Source organism: Enterobacter cloacae complex sp. OE43NF (genome assembly GCF_023544405.1).
GTDB lineage: Bacteria > Pseudomonadota > Gammaproteobacteria > Enterobacterales > Enterobacteriaceae > Enterobacter > Enterobacter cloacae.
Window position 1 is genome coordinate 1 of sequence record NZ_JAMJFW010000020.1, and the last position, 16,552, is coordinate 16,552.

General features: G+C 56.4%; 16 protein-coding genes. 9 read left to right on the forward strand and 7 right to left on the reverse strand.

Features of this window, described 5'->3' with window-relative positions; translation table 11 throughout:
* Positions 1-414: 414 nt before the first annotated feature.
* The gene (locus tag M8370_RS11390; protein ID WP_020688235.1) at positions 415-870 is read right to left on the reverse strand and encodes a hypothetical protein; all 456 of its coding nucleotides are present in this window, start codon (positions 868-870) and stop codon (positions 415-417) included.
* Positions 871-1,301: 431 nt separating this feature from the next.
* Between M8370_RS11390 and M8370_RS11395 the strand changes: the two genes are divergently transcribed.
* The 7 genes from M8370_RS11395 to clcB all read left to right on the forward strand — a co-directional run bounded on the left by M8370_RS11395 (position 1,302) and on the right by clcB (position 7,940).
* Positions 1,302-1,925: a glutathione S-transferase family protein gene (locus M8370_RS11395; RefSeq protein ID WP_250021067.1), complete on the forward strand. Its 624-nt coding sequence runs from the start codon at positions 1,302-1,304 to the stop codon at positions 1,923-1,925.
* 155 nt (positions 1,926-2,080) lie between these two features.
* Positions 2,081-2,824, forward strand: coding sequence for a YoaK family protein (locus tag M8370_RS11400; protein ID WP_014831711.1), 744 nt, complete (start codon positions 2,081-2,083; stop codon positions 2,822-2,824).
* 269 nt (positions 2,825-3,093) lie between these two features.
* Positions 3,094-3,804 (forward strand): osmoprotectant ABC transporter permease OsmY, encoded by a 711-nt coding sequence (osmY, locus tag M8370_RS11405; RefSeq protein ID WP_250021069.1) that lies wholly within the window; start codon positions 3,094-3,096, stop codon positions 3,802-3,804.
* Between the two features lie 18 nt (positions 3,805-3,822).
* Complete coding sequence (osmX, locus tag M8370_RS11410) at positions 3,823-4,722, forward strand: osmoprotectant ABC transporter substrate-binding protein OsmX (protein ID WP_250021071.1); 900 nt, start codon at positions 3,823-3,825, stop codon at positions 4,720-4,722.
* An 8-nt stretch (positions 4,723-4,730) separates the two neighbouring features.
* Positions 4,731-5,378 carry an osmoprotectant ABC transporter permease OsmW gene (osmW, locus tag M8370_RS11415; protein WP_006808875.1) on the forward strand — a complete coding sequence of 216 codons (648 nt, stop codon included), beginning with the start codon at positions 4,731-4,733 and terminating at the stop codon, positions 5,376-5,378.
* A complete protein-coding gene (gene osmV / locus M8370_RS11420) occupies positions 5,378-6,526 on the forward strand; it encodes an osmoprotectant ABC transporter ATP-binding protein OsmV (protein WP_029882806.1) in 1,149 nt (382 codons plus the stop codon). Before osmW ends, osmV begins: the two co-directional genes overlap by 1 nt.
* Positions 6,527-6,629: 103 nt before the next feature.
* Positions 6,630-7,940: a voltage-gated ClC-type chloride channel ClcB gene (gene clcB, locus M8370_RS11425; protein WP_250021073.1), complete on the forward strand. Its 1,311-nt coding sequence runs from the start codon at positions 6,630-6,632 to the stop codon at positions 7,938-7,940.
* On the opposite strand, the gene bioD is transcribed toward clcB, so the two are convergent.
* The 3 genes from bioD to ynfL all read right to left on the reverse strand — a co-directional run bounded on the left by bioD (position 7,875) and on the right by ynfL (position 10,948).
* Positions 7,875-8,570 carry a dethiobiotin synthase gene (gene bioD / locus M8370_RS11430; RefSeq protein WP_013096826.1) on the reverse strand — a complete coding sequence of 232 codons (696 nt, stop codon included), beginning with the start codon at positions 8,568-8,570 and terminating at the stop codon, positions 7,875-7,877. The two genes, clcB and bioD, sit on opposite strands and share 66 nt — an antisense overlap.
* Positions 8,571-8,700: 130 nt before the next feature.
* Positions 8,701-9,921 (reverse strand): sugar metabolism global transcriptional regulator Mlc, encoded by a 1,221-nt coding sequence (gene mlc / locus M8370_RS11435; RefSeq protein ID WP_013096827.1) that lies wholly within the window; start codon positions 9,919-9,921, stop codon positions 8,701-8,703.
* A 121-nt stretch (positions 9,922-10,042) separates the two neighbouring features.
* Entirely contained in the window at positions 10,043-10,948 is a 906-nt protein-coding gene (ynfL, locus tag M8370_RS11440; protein WP_250021074.1) for a multidrug efflux transcriptional activator YnfL/SxtR(Kp), read from the reverse strand.
* A 121-nt stretch (positions 10,949-11,069) separates the two neighbouring features.
* Here ynfL and ynfM point away from each other — a divergent pair, with 121 nt between their 5' ends.
* Entirely contained in the window at positions 11,070-12,323 is a 1,254-nt protein-coding gene (gene ynfM / locus M8370_RS11445) for a multidrug efflux MFS transporter YnfM/SxtP(Kp) (protein WP_013096829.1), read from the forward strand.
* A gap of 76 nt (positions 12,324-12,399) precedes the next feature.
* Here the strand turns inward: ynfM and M8370_RS11450 are convergent, their stop codons facing one another.
* The 3 genes from M8370_RS11450 to M8370_RS11455 form a co-directional block, all read right to left on the reverse strand.
* A complete protein-coding gene (locus tag M8370_RS11450; protein ID WP_250021075.1) occupies positions 12,400-13,791 on the reverse strand; it encodes an APC family permease in 1,392 nt (463 codons plus the stop codon).
* Complete coding sequence (locus M8370_RS23605) at positions 13,781-13,975, reverse strand: YmjE family protein (RefSeq protein WP_032618525.1); 195 nt, start codon at positions 13,973-13,975, stop codon at positions 13,781-13,783. The genes M8370_RS11450 and M8370_RS23605 overlap by 11 nt, the downstream gene beginning before the upstream one ends.
* Before the next feature lie 172 nt (positions 13,976-14,147).
* Positions 14,148-15,566 (reverse strand): glutamine synthetase family protein, encoded by a 1,419-nt coding sequence (locus tag M8370_RS11455; protein WP_045295903.1) that lies wholly within the window; start codon positions 15,564-15,566, stop codon positions 14,148-14,150.
* A gap of 214 nt (positions 15,567-15,780) precedes the next feature.
* Here M8370_RS11455 and puuD point away from each other — a divergent pair, with 214 nt between their 5' ends.
* Positions 15,781-16,545, forward strand: a complete 765-nt coding sequence (puuD, locus tag M8370_RS11460; protein ID WP_014831700.1) for a gamma-glutamyl-gamma-aminobutyrate hydrolase — start codon at positions 15,781-15,783, stop codon at positions 16,543-16,545.
* Positions 16,546-16,552 lie beyond the last annotated feature (7 nt).

Here is a 16,552-nt window from a genome sequence, read left to right on the forward strand (position 1 = left end):
CAATGTCCCAAAATTTTTCAGAATTACTCATATCGACCTCATGATTAACTTCACCTAATATTCAAAAAAGTAAATCAACTTAAATTCACATGACTTAATAGTAATAGTATCCATGTGATTTAGCCTTTATATAACCTCTCACCAGATAATATTTATGTCAATAAATATTTATATTTGATTTCAGTGTCCACTATACCAAAAACCCACCCTGGGATTTGTAGATATTGATTGAAATACATACAAAAGAAGTGCTTTTTCTGAGTGTCTTCTTTAGTCCTCTTCTCGCTCATAGCGGCCATTTCCCCACCAAATCGCAAAAAATCATAACAACACACCTCTCAAAAAACCTCAAAGGGGCCCACCCAGCCCCTTTCACACACCACCCTCTAAGCAGCTAACAAAGCCTGCCCGCACTTAGTGCGCCACAATTCGCGGCTCCTTCACAAACTCCGCCAGAAGCCAGATCATATCGTGCAGCAGCCCAGTAAGCTCTTTCGCAACGTTCGCGGGCAATGTCCCCCCTTTAACGGCCTGGGTAAGTGCCAGCGCATAGTCTATCTGGGTAGCGGTGTCGTGCCAGCAGTCCGGCACGCAGGAGGTCATTTTCTCTCCCACAATCAACTGTTCAATAAGGTTCGGCGGGAGATCGGCATCGCAGAGTTCACGCAGTCGATGAAGCGCTTGCAGCAGGCGCTCGCAGAGTGCAGAGCTAATGACGCTATCATCGCTTTCGACCAGCACGGTCACCAGCGCGGCGCAGTTGTCCGCCACGTCAAAGAGGTCGGCGTCAACCGGAAGGGGTCGGGTAATAAGTTGCTGAATAATGTTTTCGTCAGATTGCAGGTAAGACAGGGTTGGGATAGTAGCCATAAGGCATCCTCAGTGTATGAAATTGAATTAACCACCCGATGAGTTCCTACGCTCGAGGGGGCAGCGCTGACGGAGGTAGGAATACCGCCCACAGAGAAAACGGCCAGTCTTAACGACTGCTCCGCCAGCGCCACCGTGATTTTAACGGCATATGCACTGTTGCGACAAAATAAAGTCGCACTGTGAGATCCGGGTTCCTACACCCGATTGCGGATGTGCCGCAACGCCGTCACTTTACGGCCCAGGTAACCGGAATAAAAGCATTAACCCTCATTTTCACCGGGTTACTTTTAGGTTTGCGAGGCTCCTTCCAGAAAGACGGTATCACTCCCCCAATCCAGCGCACTCACCACCCAATTTTGCCCCGACCTCTTTCACAAAACTGATGTATTGTTTTTAAACCATTCATTCCAGTGCAGGACACCTGACCTATGATCACCATCCTTGGCAAAACCACCTCCATCAACGTGCGTAAAGTCCTCTGGACCTGCGAAGAGGCCGGAATTGCATACCAGCAGGAAGATTACGGCAGCGGATTTGCCTCGACGGAAACGGACGCCTTCCGCGCCCTGAACCCCAACGCCATGGTGCCGGTGTTGATCGACGGCGATTTTGTGCTGTGGGAATCGAATTCAATCTGCCGCTACCTGGTGCGCAAAGCCGGACGCGATGACCTGCTGCCATCGCAGCCGCAGGCCTGCGCTAACGTCGAGCGCTGGATGGACTGGCAGGCAACCGAATTCAACAACGCGTGGCGCTATGTCTTTCCGGCGCTGGGCCGCAAAAACCCGGACTATAACGATCCCGCGCGGATTGTCGCCGGGATAAAAGAGTGGAACCACTGCATCGGCATTCTGGAGCAGCAGTTGCAGCGCACCGGCGCCTTTACTGCGGGCGAAACGTTTACGCTTGCAGATGTAGTGTTGGGGCTGTCGGTGAACCGCTGGAAGATGACGCCTTTTGACAAACCCGCAGTGCCTGCCATTGATGCCTGGTTTGAACGTCTTAATCAGCGCCCGGCATTTTTGCGACACGGAAATAACGGCATGGTCTGAATTCCCCACGGCCCTATATTCAGCAAGGATATTTTATTTAATTACAAAACCCTGCATGTCGTCAGAGGGAATAATAATTAAGCCATATCCTGGACTGTCCGTTGTACCGCTTTGCTAGCCTGACGTTTCAGGCAAAGCTCACCCCGGAGGTATTCTTGCTGATTAAACTCAAAAAAGAACGAACGCATCAGGAGGATCGCCGGTTAGCCCTCTGGCTGGCGACATCCGCCGGCTTGCTCAACGCCATCGCCCTTGGGGCATTTGGCTTTTTCCCCTCTCACATGACCGGCAATACCTCACAATTATCCAGCGAAGTCTCTTCCACCGATCTGAACGATATTATTTTCTTTGGCTCCATTATTCTGGCGTTTGTCACGGGTGCCATTCTTGCGCGCATTATTGTTATCTGGGGCATTATCCATAATATCCGCCTGGTTTTTTGCCAGATCCTGTTTGTCGAAGGGTTATTACTGACCGGTATTTCGGTTTACGAGATGTATTTCCATGCCCTCACCAGCAACCGCACAATTATTATCTTTCTCTGTGGTCTGATGGGGATCCACAATTCCACATCCACCCAGCTCTCCAGCGGCCGGGTGAGATCAACGCACATCACCGGCACGCTGACGGACGCGGGAATATCGCTGGCCTCGGTAGTCGTGGCGATGCTGCGCCGGGACTACTCCAAAGACACGGCGGCGCAGAAAAGCCAGCTTAAAACCCACTTAACCACCCTGTTCTCGTTTATTACGGGCGGTATCGCGGGATTACTCCTGTTCCGGTGGATTGGCTTTAATGCAATGCTGGCGCTGGGTGTAATACTGGCGCTGGTATCCGTTTGTTCCATGATTACCATCGCGGTACGCGTGCGCAAAGTTCGCGCAGCCCTCGGCCGATAGTCAAAACGCAGAGGGCAGAATGTCGCGACAGTTGTGACACCGTCACTTTCATGAAGTCGCTTTAGGACTATTCTGCCCTCTCACAGCCAGCCCTTACCTCATAAGGCTTAATCAAGGTTGTCACTAGTTTCATAGGGTTACTGATTTTCCCCCTTCGCTGGAACCCTTCCCAAACGCTTGCTATAGGTCAACTACCCCTGCCGAAACATGGCATAACAACAGGCAACCGCTGGTTGCGATAACGCATGCGCACAGGGAGACACACCGCAATGCATCCATTACTCAAACGCTCGCTGCTGTTTGTCGGCGCCATAATCGTGGTTCTGGCCCTCCTCACCTGGGGCATTGGGCTGGAGACGATCAAGGCGCGCCAGGTCGACCTGATCTACCTCGGGCAACAGCATTTAATCCTCGTATTTTCCTCGATGTTCTTCGCACTGCTGGTTGGCATTCCGGCGGGTATCCTGCTCAGCCGCCCGGCGGCGCGGTGGGTAGCCGAATACGTGATGCAAATCTTCAACGTCGGCAACACCCTGCCGCCGCTGGCCGTTCTGGCGCTGGCGATGGTGGTGATTGGCATTGGCGATACGCCAGCCATCATTGCCCTGTTTCTTGCCTCGCTGCTGCCGATTGTGCGCAATACCTACGCCGGGCTGTGCTCGGTGCCGTCGTCGTTACTGGAAGCGGCCAACGGGATTGGGATGACCAAATGGCAGCGTCTGCGCCAGGTGGAGTTACCAAACGCCTGGCCGGTGATGCTCTCGGGCATCCGCATCGCCACCGCCATTAATGTGGGTACAGCTCCGCTGGCCTTCCTGATTGGCGCCAGCAGTTACGGCGAGCTGATTTTCCCCGGCATCTACCTGAACGACTTCCCGACGCTGATCCTGGGCGCGGCGGCCACCGCGCTGTTTGCCCTGATCCTCGACACCCTGCTGGCTGCGCTGGGTCGCGTGATGAGTCCCCATCTCGCTCGATAACAATAACAAGGAGCTTTCATGAGACTGATATCCGGCCTGACGGCGCTGTGTGCCGCGGCGCTCTTCACCAGCCAGGCGATAGCCGCCCCGCTGATTCTGGCGACCAAGAGCTTTACCGAGCAGCATATTCTCTCGGCCATGACCGTGCAGTACCTGCAAAAGAAAGGGTTCCAGGTGCAGCCGCAAACCAATATTGCGACCGTTATCTCCCGTAACGCGATGATCAACAAACAGATTGATATGACCTGGGAGTACACCGGTACGTCGTTGATCATCTTTAACCACATCAACAATCGCATGTCGCCGCAGGAATCTTACGAGACGGTTAAGCGTCTGGACGCGAAGCACGGTCTGGTCTGGCTCAAACCCGCCGATATGAACAACACCTATGCCTTCGCCATGCAGCGTAAACGCGCCGAAGCGGAACATATCAACACCATGTCTGAGATGGTGGCGAAGATTGAGCAGGTCCGTAAAACCAACCCGGACAAAAACTGGCTGCTGGGACTGGATCTTGAGTTTGCCGGGCGCAGCGATGGGATGAAGCCGCTGCAGAAGGCCTACAACATGGAGCTGGACCGTCCGCAGATCCGCCAGATGGATCCCGGCCTGGTGTATAACGCGGTGCGCGACGGTTTTGTTGATGCCGGGCTGATCTACACCACCGACGGCCGCGTGAAAGGTTTCGACCTCAAAGTACTGGAAGATGATAAAGGCTTCTTCCCGAGCTATGCCGTCACCCCGGTGGTGCGTAAAGACACGCTGGAGGCGAACCCGGGGCTGGAAGAGGCGCTAAACACCCTCTCCGCCCAGCTCAACAACGACGTTATCACCGAGCTGAACAAGAAGGTGGATATCGATCATCAGTCACCGCAGCAGGTCGCCCGTGATTTCCTGCGTAGCAAAAAGCTGTTGTAGGAGGCGCTATGGAGACGATTCACTACATTCTGGATAACTGGGATTACCTGTTAACCCTGACGCTGCAGCATCTGTGGCTGGTGGCGCTGGCGGTTGGCCTGGCCATTATTATCGGCGTTCCGCTCGGCATTCTAATTGTCCGTCACAAATGGCTGGCGACACCGGTGCTGGGCATCGCGACCATCGTGCTGACCATTCCGTCCATCGCCCTGTTTGGCCTGATGATCCCGCTGTTTTCGCTGATCGGTCAGGGCATTGGCGCCCTGCCCGCCATTACCGCGGTGTTTCTCTACTCGCTGCTGCCGATTGTACGCAACACCCATACCGCGCTGGACAGCCTGCCGCCGGGTCTGCGTGAGGCCGGACGCGGCATCGGCATGACCTTCTGGCAGCGGCTGCGCTGGGTTGAAATTCCCATGGCGCTACCGGTGATTTTCGGCGGCATCCGCACCGCCGTGGTGATGAACATCGGCGTAATGGCGATTGCCGCCGTGATTGGCGCGGGCGGCCTGGGTCTGCTGCTGCTTAACGGCATCGGCGGGAGCGATATCCGCATGTTGATTGCGGGGGCGTTGATGATTTGTCTTTTAGCGATTGTGCTCGACTGGCTGCTGCACCGTCTGCAGGTGGTACTGACTCCGAAGGGGATTCGATAATGATAAAACTGGAAAACCTCACCAAACATTTTTCACAGAAGCATGGCCAGACCTTTAAGGCCGTGGACAACGTCAACCTGAACGTGCCCGAAGGGGAAATGTGCGTCCTGCTCGGCCCGTCCGGCTGCGGGAAAACCACCACCCTTAAGATGATCAACCGCCTGATTACGCCAAGCAGCGGCACGATCCTGATTAACGGTGAAGACACCAGCGGGATGGATACGGTGACGCTGCGCCGCAACATCGGCTACGTGATTCAGCAAATTGGCCTGTTCCCGAACATGACCATCGAAGAGAACATTACCGTGGTGCCGCGCATGCTGGGCTGGGATAAAGCCCGGTGTAAAACCCGTGCCGAAGAGCTGATGGATATGGTGGCGCTGGATCCGCGTAAGTTTCTTCACCGCTATCCGCGCGAGATGTCCGGCGGCCAGCAGCAGCGTATCGGCGTGATCCGCGCGCTGGCGGCCGATCCGCCGGTACTGCTGATGGATGAGCCCTTCGGCGCGGTGGACCCCATCAACCGTGAAGTGATCCAGAACCAGTTTCTGGAGATGCAGCGCAAGCTGAAGAAAACGGTGATGCTGGTCAGCCACGATATCGATGAAGCCCTGAAGCTGGGCGATCGTATCGCCGTTTTCCGTCAGGGGAAGATTGTCCAGTGCGCCAGCCCGGACGAGCTGCTGGCGAAGCCGGCGAACGAGTTTGTCGGCTCGTTTGTGGGTCAGGACCGCACCCTGAAGCGCCTGCTGCTGGTGTCGGCGGGCGACGTCACCGACCAGCAGCCTACTATCACGGTACGCGGCTCTACCCCGCTTCCTGAGGCCTTCGCCACCATGGATGATAACGATATCCGCGCCATCACCGTGGTGGACGAGCACGGTAAACCGCTGGGGTTTGTGAAACGCCGGGAAGCGCGCAACGCCAGCGGCACCTGTGCCGATATCCTGCATCCGTTCCGCATGACCGGCAAAGCGGAAGATAACCTGCGCGTGGTGCTCTCCCGCCTGTATGAAAGCAACACAAGCTGGATGCCGATTGTGGATGAAGAGGGTCGCTATAACGGCGAGATTTCGCAGGACTATATCGCGGAGTACCTCAGCTCAGGGCGTACGCGCCGGGCGCTGAATATTCACAGTGAGAGTTAATTCTTCCGGCCGGGCTTGCCCGGCTTTTTTTCGCACGCAGACCTTTTGCTAACCCCGTCATTTCCCGCCACAATATTGCATCGACCCCGTTTACTCGCGACCCATGCAACGTCTTCATACTTACCCCGATATCCGCGCGATGTTTCGCCGGCTTCTGATTGCCACCGTCACGGGCGTACTGGCCGCGCTGGCCGTTGCCGTGTTTCGCCACAGCATGTATCTGCTGGAGTGGCTGTTTCTCAGTAACGACAGCGGCAGCCTGGTGAATGCCGCGGCGGCGTTGTCCCCCTGGCGTCGCATGCTCACGCCTGCTCTTGGCGGCCTGGCAGCCGGATTGTTGCTGTGGGGATGGCAGCGGCTGACGGCGCAACGCCCGCATGCGCCAACGGATTATATGGAAGCGCTGGAAACGGGTGACGGGCAGTTCGATTACGGTGCCAGCCTGGTCAAATCCCTGGCGTCACTGCTGGTGGTTTCCAGCGGAAGCGCCATCGGGCGTGAAGGGGCGATGATCCTGCTCGCTGCCCTCGCCGCCTCCTTGTTTGCGCAGCGCTTTACGCCGAAGTCCGAATGGAAATTATGGATAGCCTGCGGGGCGGCGGCGGGAATGGCCAGCGCCTACCACGCGCCGCTAGCCGGAAGCCTGTTTATTGCGGAAATCCTGTTCGGCACGCTGATGCTCGCCTCGCTCGGCCCGGTAGTCATTGCGGCCGTCGTAGCGCTGCTGACGACGCGTCTGTTAAGCCCTGGCGCTACTACGCTGTATGAGGTGCATCTCAGCGAAACGCTCACTGCGGGCGATTACGGATTGATCGTTATCATCGGTCTGCTGGCGGGCGTCTGCGGCCCGCTGCTGATGTGGCTGATGACGGTTAGCCACACCCTGTTTCTGCGTCTCAAACTCTCACCACCCTGGCAGCTGGCGCTCGGGGGGCTGATCGTCGGGATATTGTCGCTTCTTACGCCCAAAGTGTGGGGTAACGGCTATAGCGTGGTGCAGGCCTTTCTGCTCTCACCGCCGCTGCTGTCCGTTATTGCGGGCGTGTTTATCTGTAAGCTGCTGGCGGTCCTGGCAAGCAGCGGTTCGGGCGCACCGGGCGGGGTCTTCACGCCGACGCTGTTTGTCGGGCTGGCGACAGGAATGCTCTTTGCGCAGCTTTTTGCGCTGTGGCTACCGGGTTCTGAAACGGCGATTTTGCTGGGACTGGCGGGGATGGCGACGTTGCTCGCTGCCACGACGCATGCGCCTATTATGTCGGCGCTGATGGTGTGTGAAATGACCGGGCAGTATTTTCTGCTACCCGGCCTGCTGATTGCCTGCGTTGTTGCGTCCGTACTCTCGCGAACGTTACGCCACGACTCGATCTACGGCCAGCACACTGCCGAGAGCAGAGAGATCGATGTACTGCGCTAGTTCGCGCTGCTCGGCGCGCGGCAAATAAGGCAGTTCACCCACCAGAGGGCCGGGCAGTTTTTTGCTCAGCACGTCGATGATTTCTGCATAGTGCGCAAGGCCTGGGTTGATGCGGTTTGCCACCCAGCCCACTAACGGCAGGCCGTCATTGGCGATCGCCTGCGCCGTGAGCAGCGCATGGTTGATACACCCTTCCTGGATGCCCACCACCATCACCACCGGCAGTTGCTCCTGCACCACCCACTCGGAAAGTGGACGCAAATCGTTCATCAGGCTGCGCCAGCCGCCCGTGCCTTCAACCACAACGTGATCAACCTTCTCGCTCAGGTTTGCCAGCCCATCCGACAGCAGGGTGTAATTGATCAGCCCGCTGTGCGCCACGCTGCTCTCCTCTTCGCTCAGGGCAATAGGATTGACCGCATCATAAGGCAGCTCCAGGGATGAGACGCTTTGTAAAACCAGGGCATCTTTATTACGCAGCCCCTCTGGCGTCTCTTTACTGCCTTTTGCGACCGGTTTGTACCCTGCAACACGTTTACCGCTTGCTGCCAGCGCCTGTAGCAACGCGCGCGATACAACAGTCTTGCCGACAGAGGTATCTGTACCAGTAACAAAGAAACGCTTAAGCATGACTCATTCCACCTCTTGGGTATGCTTCGAAAATATAAACCAGGTAAATAATTCAGTGGGGGAAGTCTACGGGAAGCGTGCGCTATCCGGCTTGAGATAGCGCAATTTTTAGTAAGTCTGTGGAAAAGAGTTAGCCCTGCAGCAGGCGGATCAGTAAGGAGCCGTTATACATTGCATCTTTTACCAGCGCGGCGCCGGCCATGGTGCCCTGGTTCGAAAACTGCGTGCTTTCGACCACAATGTTTTTGCTGTAAGCGGGCAGCGCCTGCTGATTAATGCAGGCCGAGATCGCCGGGAAGAGGATATCCGCCGCCTGGCTGAGCGGGGAGCCGATCAGGATTTTTTGCGGGTTAAACAGATTCACCATAATGGCGAGAATGCGCCCGACGTTATTCCCTACGCCAGTAATGATGTCCTTAGCCAGCAGATCGCCCTGCCGCGCCGCTGTGCACAAGGAATCTACCGTCAGGGGTTGCCCGTGCAACGAGGAGCTCATGGACTGGCTGAGCCTCACCTGCGCCAGCTCAAGCACGCTTTCCACGCTGGCAATGGTCTCCAGGCAGCCGTGGTTGCCGCAGTAGCAGCGTTTCCCGTAGGGATCGACCTGCGTGTGGCCGATCTCCACCAGGCTACTGCTGCCCGCATGCAACAGGCGTCCGTCGGTGATGACGCCCGCCCCGACGTTATGGTCGATCACCACCTGAATGACATCCCGCGCCCCGCGTGACGCGCCAAACAGCGCCTCCGCCATGGTCCAGGCGCTGATGTCATGCTGAATGTAGACCGGTACGCCGGTATGGTTTTTCAGGACCTCACCCAGCGGCATCTCTTTGACGTCTTCATAAAACGGCATGCGGTGCACGATGCCGTTCTCGGTATCAATAATGCCCGGCATGGTGATGGCAATCGCCGTTAAGCGTTCAAGCTTCTGCTGGTGACGAATAAAGAAATGATCGATATGCGTGACAATCGCCTCAAGAAGCGGTTGATCAGCGTTAAGCGGCAGCTCCAGCCGGTCTTCCACCACCAGCTTGCTGCTGAGATCGCGCAGCGCAAGAAAGATCTCGCCCCGGCTGATGCGCAGCGACAGGTAATGCCACGCTTCCGTCTCCACCACCAGCCCGACCGCCGGACGACCCCGGCTCCCCGGCTCCTGAATCTCCGTCTCCTGAACCAGGTGGGCTTCCAGCATTTCGCGAACAATCTTGGTAATACTGGCGGGAGCCAGTTGGGCCAGGCGCGACAAATCGATACGCGAAACCGGACCAAGCTGATCAATCAGGCGATATACCGCGCCAGCGTTGGTCTGCTTAATCTGATCAATATGCCCTGGCTGACTATCAGCAACCACCTCGTACTCCCTTATTTTCGAGCTTCGAAATAAACTTTGGGCTATGGTGAAGCACTTGCATGGCCGTCGTCAAATATTTACTTAGCCATGTGATTTACTGCACATTTTTGCCCATTTTTCCCTATAAATATCGCCCGGCAGAGGCGGTGATAAGCTGCTTTTTAAAACGCTGTGCCGCATTGCTCTGTTCATGATGTCTGGACCACACCAGCCACATCTCCGATACCGCATCGTCTTCGGCAAGCGGAACCCAGCACATTTCACGCAATTGTACCCGTTTAAAGGAGGCCGGGAGAATAGAAACCCCCAGCCCGGCGGCGACCAGGCCTATTATTGTCATCGCCTCTCCTACCTCCTGGGTAATGACCGGGGCGAGATCGTAGCGGCGCATCAGGCCCAGAATATCGTCATACAGACCGGTTCCCACCTGCGGGTCGAAAAAGACAAACGGCTCTTTCGCCAGCTCCGCCAGCGTGACGGCAGATTTCGACGCCAGGGGGTGATCGCGCGGGATCATCGCCATCAGCGGCTCGCGCAGGATCACCTGCCACGCCAGCGAATCCGGCAGTTGAGTGTTGCGCATCAGCCCTAAATCCAGCGCCCCTTCGTTCAGCGGAGCAATTTGTTCCCGGGTATTAATTTCGCGCGTCTGAATATGCACGTCCGGGAAGTCACGGCGAAACGACGACAGGGTTTGCGAGACGGCGCTGATAAACGGGGCTGACGAGGTAAACCCGATGCGCAATTCACCGGCTTCCCCCAGGTAGAGCCGCTCTGCGCGGGCGGCGGCGTCGTCAACCATGCTCAGAATTTGTCGGCTGTCGGCCAGAAACTGCCTGCCTGCCGCCGTCAGGCTCACGCTACGGTTGGTGCGGGCGAGAAGACGGGCGCCAATCTGCTGCTCCAGGATCTGAATTTGCTGGCTGAGCGGCGGCTGCGAAATGTTCAGGCGCGCGGCGGCGCGGCCAAAATGGAGTTCTTCTGCCACCGCGACAAAGTAGCGTAAATGACGCAGTTCTATATTCATATTTTATATGTATCATTTGAGATTATTAATATATTAGACAGAATATTTACATTTTCCTACCCTGAAGAGGTGGTCATACCCGTCACCAGAAACCACGGGGATGTTTAAGCAAGGAACATGTGTGAGTCGTACATCTACCGTTGATATCGAACCGGCACGCGATATCGATGATTTACCCGCAGCTTCTCAGCCGGCGCAGTTTATTAAACGTGGTACCTCCCAATTTATGCGCGTCACGCTGGCGCTGTTCTCAGCCGGTCTGGCAACCTTTGCCCTGCTCTACTGCGTTCAGCCTATCCTTCCCGTGCTGTCACATGAGTTTGGCGTCTCACCGGCCAGCAGCAGTATTTCTCTCTCTATTTCAACCGGGATGCTGGCTGTTGGCCTGCTTTTTACCGGCCCTCTCTCTGATGCCATTGGGCGTAAACAGGTGATGGTGACCGCGCTGATGCTGGCGTCGGTTTGTACGTTGCTCTCCACCATGATGACCAGCTGGCACGGGATCCTGATGATGCGCGCGCTCATCGGGTTATCCCTGAGCGGCGTGGCAGCGGTCGGGATGACTTATCTCAGCGAAGAGATCCACCCGAGCTTTGTCGCGTTCTCCATGGGGCTGTACATCAGCGGGAACTCCATTGGCGGTATGAGCGGACGCCTGCTGAGCGGCGTGTTTACAGACTTCTTTAACTGGCGCATTGCGCTGGCGGTGATTGGCTGCTTTGCACTGGCCTCTGCGCTGATGTTCTGGAAAATTCTGCCGGAATCACGCCACTTCCGCCCCACCTCCCTGCGTCCGAAAACGCTGTTTATCAACTTCCGCCTGCACTGGCGGGATAAAGGACTGCCGCGGCTGTTCCTGACCGGCTTCCTGCTGATGGGATCGTTCGTCACGCTGTTTAACTATATTGGCTATCGTCTGATGCTTTCGCCGTGGCATCTGAGCCAGGCGGTAGTCGGCCTGCTCTCCGTGGCGTATCTGACAGGGACCTGGAGCTCGCCAAAAGCCGGAGCGATGACCGCCCGCTATGGCCGTGGGCCGGTGATGCTGGTCTCAACCGCCGTGATGTTGCTGGGCCTGTTGCTGACGCTCTTCTCGTCCCTGTGGCTGATTTTCACCGGCATGCTGCTCTTCTCTGCCGGTTTCTTCGCCGCGCATTCCGTTGCCAGCAGCTGGATTGGCCCGCGCGCCCGTCGTGCCAAAGGCCAGGCATCCTCTTTGTATCTGTTTAGCTATTATCTTGGCTCCAGCTTCGCCGGGACGCTGGGCGGTGTGTTCTGGCACAACTACGGCTGGAACGGCGTGGGCGGGTTTATCGCGCTGATGCTCTGCGGGGCACTGCTGGTGGGCGCCAGTCTTCATAAACGTCTGAGATAATCCGCCTGCGGGCTGATATCCGGTAAGACGAGCGATCCAGATAAACGGCACCAGCGTATTGGTGCCGTTTTTACATTCAGGAATCCCAGGCCTGCTCTATCTTAGCGGCTTCAAACTGCGGAGGCGGTTTTCGGAAACGGCGCGTCAGCCATGTCAGATAAAGGACCCCCAGTGCCGCCCAGATGAGGCCAAGCGTCAGGGACGTCGCTTCGAGGTTTATCCACAGCACGCCGACCGTTACGGCACCAATGAGTGGTAGCAGGAGATAGTGGAACCGATCTTTCCACGTTTTGTTCAGCCCCTTACGCCGCCAGAAATGGTTGTACACCGAGAGATTAACAAACGTAAACGCCACCAGCGCGCCAAAGTTGATCAGCGCCGTCGCGGTCACGAGGTCAAAGTACAGGGCCGACAGCGCCACTATCCCTACCATAATGACGTTCAGAGCCGGAGTACGCCATTTCGGATGCACGTAGCCAAACACCCGCTCCGGAAAGACGTTGTCACGCCCCATCACATACAATAAGCGTGAGACGCTGGCGTGTGAGGCCAGGCCTGAAGCGAGCGTATTCACAAACGTGGTACACAGAAACACCGACTGGAAGAGCTTGCCACCCACGTACAGCGCAATTTCCGGCAGCGCGGCGTCCGGGTTCTTGAAGCGCGCAATCGTCGGGAAGAAGAGTTGCATGAAAAACGAGGCAACAATGAATATCAGCCCGCCATACAGTGCGGTCAGGAAAATGGCTTTGGGAATAACCCGCGCCGCGTTTGGCGTCTCTTCCGACAGCGTGGTGACCGCGTCAAACCCGAGGAAAGAGAAGCAGACGATAGTCGCGCCGGTAATAATCGGGATCAGATGTGCGTTCTCGCTGATAAACGGCTGCAACGACCAGACGGTGCCCACGCCCTCCCCCTTGTGCAGGCCATGCACCACGAGTATGACTAACACCACCATGATGGCGATCTGCACCAGCACAAACAGGGTGTTAAAGTTGGCGACCAAATTAACACTCTTCAGGTTCGCCAGCGTCAGGATGGTCACAAACCCCACCACCCAGACCCACGGCGGGACTTCCGGGAACAATGCGGAAAGGTAGATCTTCGCCAGCAGCACGTTGATCATCGGCAGGAAGAGATAGTCCAGCAGCGAGGACCAGCCGACCATAAACCCCAGATGGGGTCCGATCGATTTCTGCGTGTAGGTGTACGCAGAGCCCGCTTCCGGGAACTGTCGTACCAGTTTGCCGTAGCTGATGGCGGTAAACATAACGCCCGCCAGCGCCAGGAGATACGAGGCGGGCACGTGCCCATTGCTGATACCGGACACAATGCCGAAGGTATCAAACACGGTCATGGGGGTGAGGTAAGCCAGCCCCATCATCACCACCTGCCAGAGCTTGAGGGAACTGCGCAGCCGGGTTCTTCCGGCCATGCCCGGCGAATCAAGAGATGTGTTAGTCGCCATAGACCATCCCCCCCATGCTTACCGTGGTTTGCAATCGCGTTGACCTTAACGCAAACCTGCTTAGCAAAGGGGGAAGTTGTAAAGAACATACGCGATCGTACCAGCGCAGCGTCTCTCGCTCGCACTCACAGCAGGCGCCTGACTGGCCCCCTTCGCCCTGCGGATAGTTGAACATCTGCATCATTTCCTACCTCGTCACACAGTGTCGTTAAGAAAGTCCCTGTGCCGCCTGCGCTCCATAACGCGACTCCCGGGAGATAGCTGGCGTGCCAGCGAACAGTTCGGCCAGGCTCCGCGCAGGCCGTTTGGTGATACGTATGCGATGAAACAAAGCGGCCCCTGACCGGGGCGCGTCATCAGGCGTTTTTCAGCATCCACTCGATTTCAGTTTCGGTAATCAGGCGTTCGAACTGCAGTAATTCATCATTTTTGCAGGCGTGATAGACGTGGCAGAAACGTTCGCCCAGCCGCTCGCGAAGGTGATCGTTTTGCATAAATTCCCACAGCGCATCGCTCTGACGAATCGGGAACGGCAATCCGTCCTGCTCCAGACCATTGCCTTCAACTTCTTCCTGCAGGGGTAAATCGTTATCCAGCCCGTGTAAAATGCCGGCAAAAATCGCCGCCATCACCAGATACGGATTCGCGTCTGCTCCCGCCACCCGGTATTCGACCCGATGGTTATGGCGATCGCCGCAGGGGATACGCAGGGCAACCGTGCGATTATTGTGTCCCCATGACGCCTGCGTCGGCACGTACATTCCCGGCTGGAAACGGCGGTAGGAGTTGACGTTCGGCGCCAGCAGTGCCATGGACGCTGGCATCAGATCGATCATCCCGGCCAGCGCGCGTTTCAGCAGCGTGGAATCCTCACCGCTGGCGTCTGCGAACACGTTTTCGCCTCTGTTGTTTTGCATGCTGATGTGGATATGCATCCCGCTGCCCGCATGTTCTTCATACGGCTTTGCCATAAACGTGGCGTGCATCTTGTGTTTTTCCGCCATCTGCCTGACGAGACGTTTTAGCGCCAGCGCATCATCGCAGGCATCCAGCACGTTTTCCGTATGGTGCAGGTTAATCTCAAACTGTCCCGGGGAGGCTTCAGCCACTGCCCCGTCGGCGGGGATCAGCTGCAGCTGCGCCAGTTCGTCAATGTCATTCAGCACGTCAGCAAAGTGGTTGAGATTATCAACCGAGTAGACCTGACTCTGCGTGTTACGCACGTCGGTGCCCGGCGCGCAGGGTGGCTGCAGATAGCCGTCGGCATCGCGTTTACGGTCAAGTAAATAGAACTCCAGCTCTACCGCTACCACGGGGAACAGACCGCGCTGGCGCAGCTGCTGCCAGAGTCGGTTGAGTACGTTCCGCGGCTCAACGTCAAAGGGAGCGCCATCTTCATCGACCATGGTGAGCTGCACCTGACCAATGTACTCCGGGTCGGCGGCGGAGGGTGTCAGGGTGCCCGGCACCGGCACACAGATACAGTCCGGCTCGCCCAACTCCTGCCCCAGCCCTGCCTCTTCCACAACGTTACCCAGAATGTCCATGGCGAAAACCGATGCCGGGAAATAGCAGCCTTTTTCAAGTTTGCTCAGTCCGGCAACCGGGATGCGTTTGCCGCGAAAACAGCCGTTCAGGTCGGTCAGGAGGACATCAATAAACTGGGTGTCAGGATACTTTTCTAAATAGCGCTTCACTTCCTGCGTAAAGGCGCTGCCCCGCCTCTCATCCGTGTGCTGCACAAAGTTCTCAACTTCTACGATATTGGTTTCCATGATTTACCACCGTTTTTGGGATTTGCGTTCGCTGCTCTGGACTGTCAAATATAATGTCCACACTATCGAATCTGTATGCAAACAAATTGTTTGTCAAATGTTAAATTAAGTTTGCAAAAGGCAGATCCCGTTGCTAGATTGAGAAAATATTGAACGAAAAGGCCGTTTCACAGGCGAGAATGGCCTAAATTTAGTCCACTTTGTGAGGGCGATCATGGAAAATATAATGAACAAGCCAGTTATTGGCGTGGTGATGTGCAGAAACAGGCTTAAGGGTCATGAGACCCAGACCCTGCAAGAAAAGTACCTGAATGCCATTATTAACGCGGGGGGCTTACCTGTTGCCTTACCGCATGCGCTGGCAGAGCCAGAGCTTATTACCGCTCTGCTGCCAACCCTGGACGGAATTTACCTGCCGGGCAGCCCAAGTAACGTGCAGCCGCACCTTTATGGTGAAAACGGCGATGAGCCTGACGCCGATCCCGGGCGAGATCTTCTGAGTATGGCGCTGATTGCTGCCGCGCTCGAAAGGCGCATCCCCATTTTCGCCATCTGCCGGGGGCTGCAGGAAATGGTTGTTGCCACGGGAGGGACGCTGTATCGCCGCCTGTTCGAGCAGAACGACCTGCTTGAGCACCGGGAAGATCCTGAACTGCCGGTTGAGCTACAATACGCCCCTTCTCATGAAGTTCAGGTTCAGGAGGGAGGACTGCTGTCTCAATTAATACCAGGCTGTAACACATTTTGGGTAAACTCGTTACACGGGCAAGGTGCACGAACGTTAGGACCACGGCTCCGCGTGGAGGCCCGCTCGACGGACGGGCTCGTCGAAGCGGTCAGCGTTCATGACCACCCTTTTGCCCTCGGTGTGCAATGGCACCCCGAATGGAACAGCAGCGAGTACGCCCTGTCACGCATGTTGTTTGAAGGTTTTATCACCGCCTGTCAAAGCCACATTGCCGAGAAGCAACGGCTTTGACCACTAC